This is a genomic window from Actinomadura sp. RB99 (assembly GCF_014706005.1).
Lineage (GTDB): Bacteria > Actinomycetota > Actinomycetes > Streptosporangiales > Streptosporangiaceae > Spirillospora.
This window is the reverse complement of sequence record NZ_JABMCA010000125.1, coordinates 1-15009: the sequence shown is the minus strand read 5'-3', so window position 1 is coordinate 15009 and position 15009 is coordinate 1. Positions and strand designations below refer to the sequence as shown.

General features: G+C 73.9%; 16 protein-coding genes. 11 read left to right on the top strand and 5 right to left on the bottom strand.

Annotation, left to right across the window (positions count from 1 at the left end; all coding sequences use genetic code 11):
- On the bottom strand, nucleotides 1–937 hold a 937-nt coding region (locus tag amrb99_RS47695), incomplete at its 3' end, for an ATP-binding cassette domain-containing protein (protein ID WP_241756632.1).
- Between the two features lie 441 nt (nucleotides 938–1378).
- On the opposite strand from amrb99_RS47695, the gene amrb99_RS47690 reads away from it, so the two are divergent.
- The 3 genes from amrb99_RS47690 to amrb99_RS47680 all read left to right on the top strand — a co-directional run bounded on the left by amrb99_RS47690 (nucleotide 1379) and on the right by amrb99_RS47680 (nucleotide 4738).
- A complete protein-coding gene (locus amrb99_RS47690; protein WP_190868727.1) occupies nucleotides 1379–2344 on the top strand; it encodes a tetratricopeptide repeat protein in 966 nt (321 codons plus the stop codon).
- 165 nt (nucleotides 2345–2509) lie between these two features.
- Nucleotides 2510–3232, top strand: coding sequence for a cytidylate kinase family protein (locus amrb99_RS47685; RefSeq protein WP_190868726.1), 723 nt, complete (start codon nucleotides 2510–2512; stop codon nucleotides 3230–3232).
- 102 nt (nucleotides 3233–3334) lie between these two features.
- Nucleotides 3335–4738, top strand: coding sequence for an NAD-dependent malic enzyme (locus tag amrb99_RS47680; protein ID WP_190868725.1), 1404 nt, complete (start codon nucleotides 3335–3337; stop codon nucleotides 4736–4738).
- Nucleotides 4739–4804: 66 nt separating this feature from the next.
- On the opposite strand, the gene amrb99_RS47675 is transcribed toward amrb99_RS47680, so the two are convergent.
- Nucleotides 4805–5470, bottom strand: coding sequence for a hypothetical protein (locus tag amrb99_RS47675; RefSeq protein ID WP_190868724.1), 666 nt, complete (start codon nucleotides 5468–5470; stop codon nucleotides 4805–4807).
- Between the two features lie 199 nt (nucleotides 5471–5669).
- On the opposite strand from amrb99_RS47675, the gene amrb99_RS47670 reads away from it, so the two are divergent.
- The 4 genes from amrb99_RS47670 (at nucleotide 5670) to amrb99_RS47655 (ending at nucleotide 9656) form a co-directional block, all read left to right on the top strand.
- On the top strand, nucleotides 5670–6245 hold the full coding sequence (locus amrb99_RS47670; RefSeq protein ID WP_190868723.1) for a YqgE/AlgH family protein: 576 nt from the start codon (nucleotides 5670–5672) through the stop codon (nucleotides 6243–6245).
- 9 nt (nucleotides 6246–6254) lie between these two features.
- The gene (locus tag amrb99_RS47665; RefSeq protein WP_190868722.1) at nucleotides 6255–6518 is read left to right on the top strand and encodes a DUF3039 domain-containing protein; all 264 of its coding nucleotides are present in this window, start codon (nucleotides 6255–6257) and stop codon (nucleotides 6516–6518) included.
- 234 nt (nucleotides 6519–6752) lie between these two features.
- The gene (locus tag amrb99_RS47660) at nucleotides 6753–7880 is read left to right on the top strand and encodes a zinc metalloprotease (protein ID WP_241756630.1); all 1128 of its coding nucleotides are present in this window, start codon (nucleotides 6753–6755) and stop codon (nucleotides 7878–7880) included.
- A 36-nt stretch (nucleotides 7881–7916) separates the two neighbouring features.
- Nucleotides 7917–9656 (top strand): DEAD/DEAH box helicase, encoded by a 1740-nt coding sequence (locus amrb99_RS47655; RefSeq protein WP_190868729.1) that lies wholly within the window; start codon nucleotides 7917–7919, stop codon nucleotides 9654–9656.
- An 83-nt stretch (nucleotides 9657–9739) separates the two neighbouring features.
- On the opposite strand, the gene amrb99_RS47650 is transcribed toward amrb99_RS47655, so the two are convergent.
- The 3 genes from amrb99_RS47650 to amrb99_RS47640 all read right to left on the bottom strand — a co-directional run bounded on the left by amrb99_RS47650 (nucleotide 9740) and on the right by amrb99_RS47640 (nucleotide 12280).
- Complete coding sequence (locus tag amrb99_RS47650) at nucleotides 9740–10243, bottom strand: gluconokinase (RefSeq protein ID WP_347257178.1); 504 nt, start codon at nucleotides 10241–10243, stop codon at nucleotides 9740–9742.
- 62 nt (nucleotides 10244–10305) lie between these two features.
- Nucleotides 10306–10890: an isochorismatase family protein gene (locus amrb99_RS47645; protein ID WP_190868720.1), complete on the bottom strand. Its 585-nt coding sequence runs from the start codon at nucleotides 10888–10890 to the stop codon at nucleotides 10306–10308.
- Nucleotides 10891–10960: 70 nt separating this feature from the next.
- The gene (locus amrb99_RS47640) at nucleotides 10961–12280 is read right to left on the bottom strand and encodes a nicotinate phosphoribosyltransferase (protein WP_347257177.1); all 1320 of its coding nucleotides are present in this window, start codon (nucleotides 12278–12280) and stop codon (nucleotides 10961–10963) included.
- Nucleotides 12281–12523: 243 nt separating this feature from the next.
- Between amrb99_RS47640 and clpS the strand changes: the two genes are divergently transcribed.
- The 4 genes from clpS to amrb99_RS47620 all read left to right on the top strand — a co-directional run.
- Nucleotides 12524–12820: an ATP-dependent Clp protease adapter ClpS gene (clpS, locus tag amrb99_RS47635; protein WP_190868718.1), complete on the top strand. Its 297-nt coding sequence runs from the start codon at nucleotides 12524–12526 to the stop codon at nucleotides 12818–12820.
- A gap of 114 nt (nucleotides 12821–12934) precedes the next feature.
- Complete coding sequence (locus tag amrb99_RS47630; protein WP_190868717.1) at nucleotides 12935–13462, top strand: DUF2017 domain-containing protein; 528 nt, start codon at nucleotides 12935–12937, stop codon at nucleotides 13460–13462.
- Between the two features lie 177 nt (nucleotides 13463–13639).
- Nucleotides 13640–14572 carry an MEDS domain-containing protein gene (locus amrb99_RS47625; protein WP_190868716.1) on the top strand — a complete coding sequence of 311 codons (933 nt, stop codon included), beginning with the start codon at nucleotides 13640–13642 and terminating at the stop codon, nucleotides 14570–14572.
- Between the two features lie 71 nt (nucleotides 14573–14643).
- The coding region (locus amrb99_RS47620; RefSeq protein WP_190868715.1) for a hypothetical protein at nucleotides 14644–15009 on the top strand (366 nt) is incomplete at its 3' end.

Here is a 15009-nt window from a genome sequence, read left to right as displayed (position 1 = left end):
TGAGCCGCGCCGGCCGCCTCCGCGCCGCGCCGCGCCGCTTCCGGCCCGGCCTGTCCCGGGCGCGCTCCTTCGGGACGTGCCCCGCCGCGTCCGGCTCGCGCACGGCGAGGTCCAGCGGGGCGGAGTGGCCGGGCTCCGTGCCGAGGCCGGCCCCGGCCGGGTGGTCGGCGGGGCCGGCGGCGGGCTCGTCGGTGACGGGCAGGGCCGCGTCCGGGCCGTCCGCCGCGACGCGCCGGTCCGCGGCGGTGCGGCCCCGGCGGGCCGCCGCGGAATGGGTGGGCTGCTCGCTGAGCCGGCCGCGGGCCAGCGTGAGCAGCCGGTCGCACCAGCCGGTGAGCGTCTCGGTGTCGTCCGCGCTGACCAGGACGGTCGGCGCCAGCGACCGCAGCACCGGGACCAGCTCGGCCATCGCGGCCGAGTACGCGGTCCCGCCCGGCCCCGCCGCGCCGGTCGGCCACGGTTCGGCGGCGGCCCGCAGGTCGCCGAACGGGTCGTCCAGCACCAGCAGGTCGGGGCCGTGCACGCACGCGGCGGCCAGCCCGGCGCGCAGCCGGACGTCCGGCGGCAGCAGCGACAGCGCCGTCCCGGCGGCCTCGGTGAGGTCCAGCCGCTTCATGATGGACCGTGCCACTGAGGTGCTCGTGCGCTTGTAGTACGCGGCATAAGCGACGAACTCGCCCGCCGTCATGCTCTCCGCGCGGGAGAACCGGGCCGGCAGGTAGCCGATCCGGGCCCGCGCGGCCCGCAGGTCCGCGGCGTTCGCTATGTCATGCCCGAGAATGTGCAGCACGCCGGAATTAGGCCGGCGCAAGGTCGCGAACGTGGCCAGCAGAGTGGATTTACCGACACCAGGTGGACCGGCGAAGCCGACCACGCCTTCGGTCACGCCGAAGGTCACCGGGCGCAGGAGCCACCGCCCCCCGCGGCGGACACCCATTCCTCGGGCCACGATCGCGGAATGCTCCGCGATCACTTGTTTCCCCCCGTTGCTCGTCATGCGAGCGCGACGGTCGTCCGAGCCGGGCCGGTGGCCGCTCCCGGCGCCACCCGGCGCCCGTCCGCCCGGACCGGCCGAATCGGCGGGGTCCGGGGAACCGGATCTCTTTTGCCGTCGCACGATGCATCGACATCGCGACTATAACCGGGCTTGGTGATGGCTGTCAGCAATCTTTTTGCCTTTACGGCAGGACGCCTGGATTCTTTGCCTTCCGACCGAAGGTGAGAATTCAAAAAAGGCGGACAATTGCGTCGTCATCCCATGGAAAGGGGCGCCGTGGTCGGCGGTCCCGCGTCGGCACGGGCGGCGCCCGCGCGCGGCTCGCTCCGCTCCGAGCGGACGGGCGCACCGACCGGGCCGGTCATGGGGCAGGATGGACCCATGCCTTCTCGGGACTTTTCGTTGCACGGGGCCATCGACCTGGGAGCTCGCCAGGCGGCCGCCAGGAAGCAGCAGGAGCGCCGGGCGCAGGCCGGTGCGGCGCCCGCGGGCGGCCCGGCCGGCGGCGCCCCCGCCGCCGGAGCGTACGTCGTGGACGTCACCGACCAGACCTTCAACACCGAGGTCGTGGAGCGGTCGCAGACCGTCCCGGTGCTCGTCGACTTCTGGGCCGACTGGTGCGGGCCGTGCAAGCAGCTCAGCCCGATCCTGGAGAAGCTCGCCACCGAGGCGGCCGGCAAGTGGATCCTCGCCAAGGTCGACATCGACGCGAACCCGCAGCTCGGCGCGTACATGCAGCAGATGGGCGTGCGCGGCATCCCGTTCGTCGCGGCGGTCGTGGCCGGGCAGCTGCTGCCCTTCCTGAACGGCGCGGCCCCCGAGCCGCAGGTCCGGCAGGCGATCGACCAGCTCTTCGAGGCGCTGCGCCAGGAGGGCATCCTGCCGGAGCCCCCGCCGGGCGAGGCCGCGGCCGCGGGCGAGGAGGCGGCCCCGGCCGGGTCGGTGTACTCCGAGGCCGAGGACGCGCTGCAGCGCGGCGACCTCGACGGCGCGAAGGCCGCCTTCGAGCGGATCCTCGCCGGGAACCCGAGGGACGGCCAGGCCAAGCAGGGTCTCGCGCTGGTCGAGCTGAGCCTGCGGGTGGAGCGGCTGGACCCCGAGCGCACCGTCCAGGAGGCGGCGGACAAGCCCGGCGACGTGCAGGCGCAGCTCCGCGCCGCGGACGTCGAGATGGTGTCCGGCCGGATCGAGGACGCGTTCGGGCGGCTGCTCACCGCGGTGCGCGGCAGCGCGGGCGACGACCGCGACGCGGCCCGCACGCACCTGCTGTCGCTGTTCGAGCTGCTGCCGCCGGACGACCCGCGCGTCGCCAAGGCCCGCCGCTCCCTCCAGTCGGCGCTCTTCTGACGATCCCGGCGTTCCGACGATCCCGGCGTTCCGACGACCGCGGCCCAAGGACCTCGCTCGGCGGCCCGGCGCTCGCCTGACGGCTGAGCGCCGGATCGCCCTGCCCGCCTGCGATCGCGACGGGTCCGGGCCCTTGGGGCGCGCGGAATCGGGCATGTAGCGGGTGTGAGCGCTCGTGTCGTGACCATCTCCGCCGCGTTCGGCGCGCGGGGCGACGTGGTCGGCCCCGCGGTCGCCGAGCGCCTTCAGTTGCCGTTCCTCGACCGGGCCATCCCCGTCCGGGTCGCCGGCGAGATCGGCTGCACGCTGGAGGAGGCGCTCGCGCACGACGGCCGCGCCGAGAGCGGCATCGGCCGCATCCTCGCGGGCGCGGCGCGGCTGCCGAACGTCGCGCTCGGCGCCATGGACGTCTACCTCCCCGAGCAGGCGATCATCCGTCCCGAGGAGTTCGTCGAGCACACCGAGCGCGTCATCCACCGGACGGTGGAGCTCGGCGGCGGGGTGCTGCTCGGCCGCGCCGCCGCCCTCGTGCTGGCCGGCCTCCCGGGGGTGCTGCACGTCCGGCTGGACGGCCCGCGCGAGCGGCGGCTGGCGGTCGCCGCGCACGAGCTGGCGAAGTCCGCCGAGGGCCGGGCGGCGGCGGTCCCGGGCGGCCGCCGGGGCCGGGCCGGGGGCGGGACGCGGGGTCCGGCTGGGGCGACCGGGACGCCAGACCGCGATGTTGAGCGTATGCTCGATGACAACGACCGCGCCCGCACGGCCTACGTGAAGCACTTTTACGGGGCCGACCCCGCCGATCCGCGGCTCTACCATCTCGTGATCGACACCACGAGGCTGCCCGTATCCGCCGCCGTCGACCTGATCGCGGCCGCGGCGCGGGCGCTGTGAGCCGCAGGCGGAGAGGGCGACGGCCCCCGGGCGTCCCGTGCCCCCATGGGACGTGGCGGCCGGGACGAGGACGTACCCGGTAGCAAGAGGGAGCAGGTTGTCGTGGCGAGCGTGCCCAGCGTTTCGTACTCCATCACCGTCCGGCTGGAGGTCCCGGCCGGCGGCAAGGCGGTCAGCCAGATCACGCACGTGGTCGAGAACGCCGGCGGCATCGTCACGGCCCTCGACGTCAACACGGCGGGGCACGAGACGCTGCGCATCGACGTGACGATCGCCACCCGCGACACCCAGCACGCCGAGGCGATCGCCGGCGCGCTGGAGAAGATCGACTCCATCAAGATCCACAAGGTCAGCGACCGGACCTTCCTGATGCACCTCGGCGGCAAGATCGAGATGCAGTCGAAGGTGCCGCTGCGCAACCGCGACGAGCTGTCGATGGCCTACACGCCGGGCGTCGCCCGGGTGTCGCTCGCCATCGCCCGCAACCCCGAGGACGTCCGCCGGCTGACGATCAAACGCAACAGCGTCGCGGTCGTCACCGACGGGTCGGCGGTGCTGGGCCTCGGCAACATCGGCCCGGAGGCGGCGCTGCCGGTCATGGAGGGCAAGGCGGCGCTGTTCAAGCGGTTCGCCGGGATCGACGCGTGGCCGATCTGCCTGGACACCCAGGACACCGACGAGATCGTCCGGACGGTGCAGATCCTCGCGCCCGCGTTTGGCGGCATCAACCTGGAGGACATCTCCGCGCCGCGCTGCTTCGAGGTCGAGCGGCGGCTCCGCGAGCTGCTGGACATCCCGGTCTTCCACGACGACCAGCACGGCACCGCGATCTGCGTGCTGGCCGCGCTGACCAACGCGCTGCGGGTCGTCGGCAAGGACATCGGCTCGGTCCGGATCACGATGGCGGGCGCGGGCGCGGCCGGCACCGCCATCCTGAAGCTGCTCATGCACGCCGGCGCGCGCGACCTGATCGTGTGCGACTACCGGGGCGCGGTGCACAAGGGCCGCGAGGACCTGGACGACTCGCTGCGCTGGATCGCCGAGCACACCAACACCGACGGCTACTCCGGCGACCTGCGCGGCGCGGTGAAGGACGCGGACGTGTTCATCGGGGTGTCCGCGCCCGGCATCCTCAACGGCGACGACATCGCGACGATGAACGAGGGCGCGATCGTGTTCGCGCTGGCGAACCCGGAGCCGGAGGTGTCGCCGGACGAGGCGCGCGAGCACGCCGCCGTCGTCGCGACGGGCCGCAGCGACTACCCGAACCAGATCAACAACGTGCTGGCGTTCCCGGGCGTCTTCCGCGGGCTGCTGGACGCGCAGGCCGACGGGGTCACCCAGGCGATGCTGGCGGCGGCGGCGCAGGCGCTGGCCGAGGTCGTCACGCCGGGCGAGCTGGGCCCGAACTACATCGTGCCGAGCGTGTTCCACCCGGAGGTGGCGTCCCGCGTCGCGGGCGCCGTCCGGGAGGCCGCCGGCGGTCGCCCCCGCACCGAGGCGTAGCCGCCGCCTCCGCGACCGGGTCCGGCCGGGCCCGGCGGACCGGCCGGTTCGACCGGCCCGATCGGTTCAGTCGGTCTTCTTCGCGAAGACCTGGTCGCGGCGGCGGGGCCAGATCCCGCCGTACCAGAAGATGACCACGCCGGTGAGCATCACGCCGACGCCGGTCGCGGCCCGGGCCCACAGGACGGTGTCCGGGCCGGTGTGCGGCAGCTTGGTCGGCGCGGTCTTGTGCGGCGCGGCGCCCGCGTGCTTGCAGTTCGCCGTGAGCGAGCGGGTCTCGATCTGCTTGTTGGCCCAGTCGACCTGGACGAGCGTCCGCCGGTCCTCCTTCAGCTCGACCGTCACGGTCTTGCTGTCGTGGGGGGAGACGGTGGCGGGGACGGTCGCGCTGTCGTCGTTCTTGAGGACGGTGAAGTCCTCGCGCTGCGTCCCGGTGTTGCGGACGGTCACGCGGACGGACCGCGACGGGCAGGACACCGACCCGATGGTGGCGCTGACGGGCTGCGGCGCGGCCGTGCTCGTCGGCGTCTTCGTCGGCGTCTTGGACGGCTTGTGGGTCGTCTTCGTCGGCGAGGGGGACGTCCCCGAGCCGCTGGGGCTCGGACTCGCCGACGTGGAGGTGGTGGAGGACGCCCGCGCGCCGGAGCCCGACGACTTCATCAGGGCCGGGACGGCGATCAGCCCCCCGATGACGAGAAACACTGCGGCGATGATGACCCTGGGCAACTGCATCGCTGTCCTCCTCATCCGCCCTTCGGGCGGTCGCCCCGGGGGTCTCGGGGGGTCCGGGCTGAGCGGGCGGCCGGGTGATCCTGGATCATTCTTAACCTAGGCGGTTGTGGTGCCGATATCCCCATCGCTAGGAATGCCTAACAGGCTAACGAGCGGGGGGACGTGCCGTGGGAGGTCCGCGCAACGCATGATGGAACCCATGGAAGACGGCATCAGGGTGGGGCTTCTGCTGGTCGCGACACCCCAACTGGAGGATCCCAACTTCAGGCGCAGCGTCGTCCTGGTGGTCGAGCACGACATGGACGGGGGCACGCTGGGGGTTGTCCTGAACCGGCCGACCGAGATCCCGGTCGACCGGGTGCTGCCGCCGTGGGCCGAGCTGGTGACGGGCCCGTCGGTGGTGTTCCAGGGCGGCCCGGTCGCGCTGGACAACGCGCTCGCCCTGGCCCGCCTGCCGGGCGAGGACGAGCCGCTCGGCTGGCGGGCGCTGGAGGGCGGCTCGGAGGTCGCCCGGGTCGGCCTGGTCGACCTGGAGGCGCCGCCCGGGCTGCTGGCGGCGGAGCTGCTGCAGCTGCGGGTGTTCGCCGGGTACGCCGGCTGGTCGGCCGGGCAGCTGCGCGGCGAGATCGAGGACGGCGCCTGGTACCTGGTGCCGGCCGAGGCGGGCGACGTGTTCGCCGGGGACCCGGACCGGCTGTGGCAGGAGGTGCTCCGCCGGCAGGGCGGTGACCTGGCGTTCGTCTCCACTTTCCCCGAGGACCCGACGCTGAACTAAGGTGATGACGTGAGTACGAGGATCCTTCCCGACAGCGACACCCAGCAGGACGTCCGGCCGGACCTCTCGCATGGTGACGGCGACCACGAGCGGTTCGCCCACTACGTGAAGAAGGCCAAGATCACCGAGAGCGCGGTGACCGGCACGCCGGTGATCGCGCTGTGCGGCAAGGTCTGGGTGCCGAACCGGGACCCGAAGAAGTACCCGGTCTGCCCGGAGTGCAAGGAGATCTACGAGTCCATGCAGCCGGGCGGGGACAAGGGCGACGAGTGACGGCCGGCTGAGAGCCGGATGAGGGCGCCGGGCCGTACGGCCCGCGCGCCCCCGTGACGGTCCCGCGGTCAGGTTCGCCGGAAGGGCGGACGCGCCACCGCGGGGCTTTCGCGTTTCCACACCTGCTTTTCCAGATCAGCTTTCCAAACGGGGACATACGGGGGACAGATGCGGCGGTTCGCCGGGGTTTCGCTGTGCGCACTGACGGTCACAGCGTGTGCGGTGTCGAGTTCGATGAGTGACGGCCCGCGCGCGCGGGCCAGGACCGTGCGGACGGCCGGCGTCATGGGGCCGGCCGGCGCGGCGGGGAAGATCAGCGCGGCGGGGAAGACGGGCGAGGCGGGGGAGGACGGGTGCGGGCGGGGGGCCGCGGCCCGGGCGGCCCACCCGCGCGACGCGGGCGGGGAGTTGAGCCGCGGCCAGGTCGTCGCGATGCTCGGGGACCTGCGCAGGACGCTCCGCGAGCGCTACGGCACAGCGGACGAGGCGCGTCTCGACGCGCTGCGGTCAGACGGGCGGTCAGACGCGGCGCCGTCCGATGCGAGACGGTCCGACGCGGGGCGGTCCGACGCGGGGCGGTCCGATGAGGCGAGGCGGCGGGCGCTGGTGATCCCGGTGCGCTTCCATGTCCTCGCCGCCGGGCGGACGGGGCGGCTGTCCGGGGCGGCCGTCCGGAGCCAGATCGCCACCCTGAACGCGGCGTACAGCGGGCGGACGGGCGGCGCCGACACCGGCGTGCGGTTCCACCTCGCCGGCTACGACGTGACGAACAAGGCCGCCTGGTTCTCCCACCCGCGGAAGTACCAGAGCGCCATCAAGCGCAAGCTGCGCAAGGGCGGGCGCGGCACGCTCAACCTCTACACGGCGGCCGTGGGCAGCGACGTCCTCGGGTTCTCGACCTTCCCGCAGTGGTACCGGAAGAGCCCGCGCATGGACGGTGTCGTCATCGACTACCGCAGCCTCCCGCACGGCTCCTACCGGCGCTTCAACCGCGGCTACACGGCCGTCCACGAGATCGGGCACTGGCTGGGGCTGCTGCACACGTTCCAGGGCGGGTGCACGCCGCCCGGCGACGGGGTGTCCGACACCCCGTACGAGGCTTCCCCCGCGCAAGGGTGCCCTGACTACAAGGACAGCTGCCCGCAGCGCGGCGAAGACCCGGTGCACAACTTCATGAACTACGGGTTCGACTCCTGCATGCGGCAGTTCACCCCAGGTCAGGGCCGCCGCATCCGCGCCGCGTGGGCCGCCTATCGGGCGGCGGGGAACGGGCGCGGCCAGGGCGGCGCGCGAGAGCGCGCGAGTGTGGATCGCGGCACAGGAGGGGCCGGGGCGGCGCGATCTGTCGGTGGGGCTCGGTAGCCTGCTATGACCGTGAGCACCTTCGCCGCATCGAGCATGCCCCCCGCGTTCCCCGAGCGGGCCGCCTGGGGGACCGCGCAATCCCTGCGCGCCTGGCAGCAGCAGGCGCTGGAGGCTTACTTCGGCACGGACGGGCAGCAGCCGGGCCCGCGCGACTTCCTCACCGTCGCGACGCCCGGTGCCGGTAAGACGACGTTCGCGCTGCGGCTGGCCCGGGAGCTGATCGAGCGAAGGATCGTCGCCGCGATCACGATCGTCTGCCCGACCGAGCACCTGAAGCGGCAGTGGGCGGAGTCCGCCGCCCGCGTCGGCATCAAGATCAACCCGGAGTACCAGAACGGCGACGGCCCGGTCGGCAAGGACTTCCACGGCGTCGCCGTCACCTACGCGACCGTCGCGGCGCGCCCGGCGCTGCACCGCAACCGCACCGAGTCGCGCAAGTCCCTGGTGATCTTCGACGAGGTGCACCACGCGGGCGACGGCCTGTCCTGGGGCGACGCCGTCCGGGAGGCGTTCGAGCCGGCGACGCGGCGGCTCGCGCTGTCGGGCACCCCGTTCCGCACCGACATCAACCCGATCCCGTTCGTCCGCTACGAGGAGGGCCCGGACGGGATCAAGCGCAGCCAGGCCGACTACACCTACGGCTACGGCCCGGCGCTCGCGGACGGGGTCGTCCGGCCGGTGATCTTCCTGGCGTACGCGGGCGAGATGCGCTGGCGCACCCGCGCCGGCGACGAGATCACCGCGACGCTCGGCGAGCCGCTCACCCAGGACCAGACCGCGCAGGCGTGGCGGGCCGCGCTCGACCCCAAGGGCGACTGGATCAGGCAGGTCATCGCCGCCGCCGACCGCCGCCTCACCGAGCTGCGCCGCGCCATCCCGGACGCGGGCGGGCTGGTCATCGCCACCGACCACGAGGCCGCCCGCGCCTACGCCAAGATGCTCCGCGCGGTCACCGGGCAGGGCGCGACGATCGTGCTGTCGGACGACCCGACCGCGTCCAAGAAGATCAAGGCGTTCAGCGAGACCGACGACCGGTGGATGGTCGCGGTCCGGATGGTGTCGGAGGGCGTCGACATCCCGCGCCTCGCGGTCGGCGTCTACGCCACGTCCACCAGCACGCCGCTGTTCTTCGCGCAGGCGATCGGCCGTTTCGTCCGCGCCCGCAAGCGCGGCGAGACGGCGTCGGTGTTCCTGCCGTCGGTGCCGACGCTGATGGGGCACGCCGCCGAGCTGGAGGAGGAGCGCGACCACGTCCTCGAGCGGCCCGTCCGCGAGGACGGCCTCGACGACGACCTGCTCGCCGAGGCCAACCGCAAGCAGGACACCCCGGACGTCGGCGAGGAGCTGCCGTTCGAGACGGTCGAGGCGTCCGCGACGTTCGACCGCGTCCTGTACGACGGCGGCGAGTTCGGCATGCAGGCCCAGCCGGGGTCCGCCGAGGAGGAGGAGTTCCTCGGCATCCCCGGCCTGCTGGAGCCCGAGCAGGTGACGCAGCTGCTGCGCAAGCGGCAGGCCGACCAGATCGCCAACGAGCGCCGCCGCAAGACCGGCGACCCGCGCGCCGACCGCACCGCCGCCGAGGACCTGCACGCCCTGCGCAAGGAGCTGAACGGCCTGGTCAACGCGTGGAACCACCGCACCGGTCAGCCGCAGGGCGTGATCCACAGCCAGCTCCGCACGGCGTGCGGCGGGCCGGCCGTCCCGCAGGCCAGCGCGGAGGAGATCCGCAAGCGGATCAGCAAGATCCGCGAGTGGGCCGCCAAGCGCGCCTGAGGCCGGCCGCCGGGGCCGCCGGCCGCCGGGGCCGCCGGCCGCCGGGGGCGACGCCCGCGCCTGACGGCGGGGGCGTCGCGGGGTCAGTGCAGCGGTGCCAGGTCCAGGGCCTTGACGATGCGGTCGACCGTCTCCTCGGGGGAGTCGGTGATGGGGACGGTCAGGACGTGCTCGTCCGGGGCGGGCCGCTCCAGGTCGGCGAACTGGCTGTCCAGCAGGCCGGCGCCGAAGAAGTGGCCGTGCCTCGCGCGCATCCGCTCGGCGATGACGTCGCGGTCGCCGTCGAGCATCACGGTGCGGACGGCGGGGCGCCCGCCCGTGAGCCGGTCGCGGTAGGCGCGCTTCAGCGCCGAGCAGCTGACGACGCCGGGCCGCCCGGTCTCGAGCCGGTCGTCGATCCACGCGGCGATCGCGCGCAGCCAGGGGGCGCGGTCGGCGTCGGTCAGCGGATGCCCGGCCCGCATCTTGGCGATGTTCGCGGGGGAGTGGAACGCGTCGGCCTCGGCGTAGTCCCAGCCGAGCCGCTCGGCGAGCAGGCCGCCGACGGTGGTCTTGCCGCTGCCGGACACGCCGGCGACCAGGATCACTTCGACGCCGGAGGGAGTGCTCGTCTCGGGGGGAGTGCTTATTTCGGGGAGGGTGCTCACCTTCAGTCGCCGCTCACGACCGGGTCGCCGGAGAGGGCGACGCCCTCGCGCCCGAGCTCGTCCACGGCGCGGCCGACGGTGGCCTTCCCGACGCCTGCCGTCAGGTCGAGCAGGACCGTGGTGCGCAGGCCGGCCCGGGCCGCGTCGACGGCGGTGGCGCGGACGCAGTGGTCGGTGGCGATGCCGACGACGTCGACGGCGTCGACGCTGCGGGAGGCGAGCCAGTCGCCGAGCGGGACGTCGTCGTCGGAGACGCCCTCGAAGCCGCTGTAGGCGGCGGTCTCGCGGCCCTTGCTGAACACCGTCTCGATGGGCGCGAGCGCCAGGTTGGGGTGGAAGTCGGCGCCGGGGGTGCCGATCACGCAGTGCGGGGGCCAGCTGTCGACGAAGTCGGGACGGTCGGAGAAGTGGCCGCCGGGGTCGAGGTGGAAGTCGCGGGTCGCGACGATGTGCGCGTAGTCGCCGCCCCGCGCCGCCACGTGGCCCGAGATGGCCGTGGCCACGCCCGCGCCGCCCGCGACGGCGAGCGACCCGCCCTCGCAGAAGTCGTTCTGCACGTCCACGATGATCAGAGCCTTCTTGCCCATGACCGCTCCTCTGCCTGTGTCTCCCCGCCGTCGACGCTACCCCAGCGGAGGCCGTGCCCTTCCGGCCCGGTCAGCCGCGCGGGCCGCCGTCGACGAACTCGGTGGGCACGGCGGGCTCGCCCTTGGACAGCTGGAGCGCGGTCGCGGGGAGCTCCGCGACGGACCGGACGTGCCGTTCCCGGGCGTCCCGCAGCGTCTCCCGCCCGACGATCTCGCCGTCGCGGACGAGCGGGACGTGCAGGACGCGGTCGCGCGGCCCCGGCGTCGGCTCGCCGACCGACACCGTCTCGGCGAACGCGGTGCCGTGCGCGTCGATGCACCGCACGGCGCTCTTGCGGCCGCCGCGGCTGGGCTTGCCGGTGGAGCGCTTCGCGACCGGCCGCATCGCCGCGTCCTCGGCGCCGGAGTCGGCGCGGGCGACGAGCTTGTAGACGAGCGAGGCGGTCGGGGCGCCGGACCCCGTCACCAAGGACGTCCCCACGCCGTACCCGTCGACGGGCGCGGCGGCGAGCGCGGCGATGCCGTACTCGTCGAGGTCGCCGGTGACCACGATGCGCGTGCCGTGCGCGCCCAGCGAGTCGAGCTGCTCGCGGACGCGGCGGGCCACCACGCCGAGGTCGCCGCTGTCGATGCGGACGGCGCCGAGGGACGGCCCGGCGAGCTCCACGGCCGTCCGGACGGCCCGTTCGACGTCGTAGGTGTCGACGAGCAGCGTCGTCCCGTCGCCCAGCGACGCGAGCTGCGCCTCGAACGCGTGCCGCTCGCTGTCGTGCAGCAGGGTGAACGAGTGCGCGCTCGTCCCGGCGGTGGGGACGCCATAGAGGCGGCCCGCCTCCAGGTTCGACGTGGTGGTGAACCCGGCGATGTAGGCGGCGCGGGCGGCGGCGACGGCCGCGCGCTCGTGGGTGCGGCGCGACCCCATCTCGATGATCGGCCGGTCCTGCGCGGCCTGCACCATCCGGGACGCGGCCGAGGCGATCGCGCAGTCGTGGTTGAGGATCGACAGGACGACGGTCTCCAGCAGGACGGCCTCGGCGAACGTCCCCTCGACCACCAGGATCGGCGATTCCGGGAAGTAGCAGTCGCCTTCGGCGTAACCCCAGACGTTCCCGGAGAAGCGGTACTTCTCCAGCCACTGCGCCGTGGGCTCGTCCACGATCCCCTTGACGGTGAGGAACTCCAGTTCCGCGCCGTCGAACCGGAACGCCTCGATCGCGTCCAGCAGCCGCCCGATCCCCGCGACCACGCCGTACCGGCGGCCCGCGGGCAGGCTGCGCGCGAACACCTCGAAGACCGCGCGCCGGCCGGCCGTGCCGCTGCGCAGCGCGGCCTGCAGCATCGTCAGCTCGTACTGGTCGGTGAGGAGGGCGGTTCCGTCGTCAACGTCCACAGGTGGAACCCTAAGGGCAGGTGCGGGCACCATGGAGGGGCGGGCCACCGCGCCCGGCGGAGATCACACCGCGGCCCCGCGGGCACCGCCCGGCGCCCCGGTGGCGATCGGATCGGGACGGTGAAGATCGCACCGGACGGCGCGGAGGCGCATAGCATCGGGTGCCGTGGGCGGACCGACAACGCGGGGAGAGGGGGAGACGCGGCCGATGAGCGTCACGAGCAGGGCGAGCGGGGCGGGCTCATGAACACGGCGCCCGCACCCGTCGAGCTGGAGCGGCCCGACGCCGAGGAGGACGTGCGCGCCGACCGGCCTTGGCTGGCGATCGTCTGGAACGACCCGATCAACCTGATGTCGTACGTCACGTACGTGTTCCAGACCGTTTTCGGCTACCCCAAGAGCAAGGCCGAGAAGCTGATGCTGGACGTCCACCACAAGGGGCGCGCCGTCGTGGCCAAGGGCACCCGCGAGGAGATGGAGCGGGACGTGGAGATCCTGCACTCCTACGGGCTGTGGGCCACCGTCAAGCGGGACGACTGATCACCGGCGAGGCCGGCCGGTGGGCGCGGGGGCCGTCACCCTCGCCGTCCGAGGCCGTCCCCCTCCGGGAGCAGTGGCGACCCGCACCGAAGCCTTTCTGGGCGGAGCGATCCGATGAGCAACGTGAAGAAGACCCGCAAGGGCGTCGTCGTACGGCTGGAGCCGGAGGAGGCGGCGCTGGTGCGGGCCCTGATGGAGCAGCTGGTCTCGCTGCTCGGGGACGCCCCGGGCGAGGGCGGCGAACTGGCCTCCATGGGCATCGCCGAGAACGCCGTCAAGCCGGACGACCCGGTGCTGGCGCGGCTGTTCCCCGACGCCTACCGCGAGGACGGCGAGGCGGCGGGGGAGTTCCGCCGCTACACCGAGATGGGGCTGCGGGACGGCAAGCGCGAGGCGGCCCGGACGGTGCTGGACGCGCTGAAGGACCCGGGTTCCGACATCGTCCTCGACCAGGAGCGGGCGCAGATCTGGCTGCGCGCGCTGAACGACGTGCGGCTGGCGCTCGGCACCCGGCTGGACATCAGCGAGGAGTGGTACGAGGAGGCCGAGCAACTCGACCCGCGCGATCCGCGTGCGCCGATGTTCGCCGCCTACGACTGGCTGACGATGCTGCAGGAAGGGCTCGTCCGCGCCCTCTGGTGACCCGCGGGCGGGGCGCGGCCGCCCGCGCGACGCGGTGGGACGTTTCCGTCCATACCCGGCCATCACCGACATCACCGATTGTCGGGACGCGGACGCCCTGAGTGGTGTCCACTGGAGCGTGAGGGGACGCCGCCAGTCCCGCCGCGAAGGCGGGCCTTACGCCAACCGGAGGCCGCGATGCCGGCAACGGACGCTCACAGCAAGCCCGTCGGCTCGATGGAGCTGGGCGACCACCTGTGCCTCTTCTTCGACAGCGACGCCGAACGGCGGTCCGTCATGGCCGCCTACGTCCGCGACGGGGTGCGCGCGGGCCAGAAGGTGATCTACATCTCCGACGCCGTCCCCGCGCGGGACGTCGCCGCCTGGCTCGGCGGCCGGGACGGCGGGCCCGACACGGTCCGCCCGGTCCAGGACGACACCGGCTTCGACTTCGCCGCCGCGGCGGACGCCGGGCACTTCGCCGTCCGCACCGCCGAGGAGACGTTCCTGGCCAGCGGCCGGTTCGACCCGGACGAGAGCCTGGAGCTGATGGCCACCGAGATCGACCTGGCGCTCGTGCAGGGCTACGCGGGGGTCCGGATCGCGGGCGAGGCGCGGTTCTCGCTGCGCCGCTGGCCCGGGACCGAGCGGCACGGCGACTTCGAGCGCATGCTCGACCAGGTGTTCATGACCACCGACCTGAAGGCGATGGCGATCTGCCAGTTCGACCGCCGCTGGTTCGACGAGGTGCGGCTGGCGGAGCTGGAGGCCGGCCACATGGGCCGGGTGCGGGCGAACGACCACTACGACGACGGCGCGCTGCGCATCTCGCCGACGTTCACGCCGCCCGGCGCGGCGCTGACCGGGGCGCTGGACGCCGCGAGCGTCCCGGCGGCGGAGAAGGTGCTGGCGTCGGTCGCGTCCACGGCGGGGCTGCTCTGCCTGGACCTGCGCGGCCTGACCGGCTGCGACGAGGCCGGGCTGCGGCTGCTGGCCGACGCGGACCGGCCGGGCTCCGGCACCGGCCGCGGCCTGCTGCTGCGCGGCGCCGACCCCGCCCTGGCCGGGCGGTTGCGCGAGTCGGGGCTGCTCGCGCGGTCGGGAGTGTCGATCGAGGAACGGACCGGCTGAGCGGAGGGATCGTCGCGCATGGCGGGCGGGCACCGCGGGGCAGGCGGGCACGACAGGGCGGCGGACGCGGCATGACGGGCGGCGAGGGCATGGCGGGGCAGGGCAAGGCCCGCGGGCACGGCGCGGCGGTCGGCGCGATGCGGTCCGGCGACCACCTCTTCCTCGCCTACGGCAGTGGCGCGGAACGGCACGCCGTCCTGTCCGCCTACCTGCGCGCCGGGCTGGCGGCCGGGCACGCGCTGGTCCATCTGGCGGACGGCGAGCCCGCGCGGGCCGTGCGGGACCGGCTGCGGGCGCTGTTCGCGGCGGACGCCCCCTTCCCGGACCCGGGGATGCCACCGACCAGCAGGTTGGAGTACATGAGCGTGATCTCGACCAGGTTCCCGCGCGGGTCGAACCCGAACGGAAGCGGCCCGAACACGTCAGCCTGGCCCTCG

What these genes read in the sequence shown, in the direction of transcription:
- amrb99_RS47690 (WP_190868727.1), top strand. Translation starts at nt 1,379, where the DNA reads ATGCCTTCTCGGGACTTTTCGTTGCACGGGGCCATCGACCTGGGAGCT.
- amrb99_RS47675 (WP_190868724.1), bottom strand. Translation starts at nt 5,470, where the DNA reads ATGCAGTTGCCCAGGGTCATCATCGCCGCAGTGTTTCTCGTCATCGGG.
- amrb99_RS47670 (WP_190868723.1), top strand. Translation starts at nt 5,670, where the DNA reads ATGGAAGACGGCATCAGGGTGGGGCTTCTGCTGGTCGCGACACCCCAA.
- amrb99_RS47660 (WP_241756630.1), top strand. Translation starts at nt 6,753, where the DNA reads ATGAGTGACGGCCCGCGCGCGCGGGCCAGGACCGTGCGGACGGCCGGC.
- amrb99_RS47655 (WP_190868729.1), top strand. Translation starts at nt 7,917, where the DNA reads ATGCCCCCCGCGTTCCCCGAGCGGGCCGCCTGGGGGACCGCGCAATCC.
- amrb99_RS47645 (WP_190868720.1), bottom strand. Translation starts at nt 10,890, where the DNA reads ATGGGCAAGAAGGCTCTGATCATCGTGGACGTGCAGAACGACTTCTGC.
- clpS (WP_190868718.1), top strand. Translation starts at nt 12,524, where the DNA reads ATGAACACGGCGCCCGCACCCGTCGAGCTGGAGCGGCCCGACGCCGAG.
- amrb99_RS47630 (WP_190868717.1), top strand. Translation starts at nt 12,935, where the DNA reads ATGAGCAACGTGAAGAAGACCCGCAAGGGCGTCGTCGTACGGCTGGAG.
- amrb99_RS47625 (WP_190868716.1), top strand. Translation starts at nt 13,640, where the DNA reads ATGCCGGCAACGGACGCTCACAGCAAGCCCGTCGGCTCGATGGAGCTG.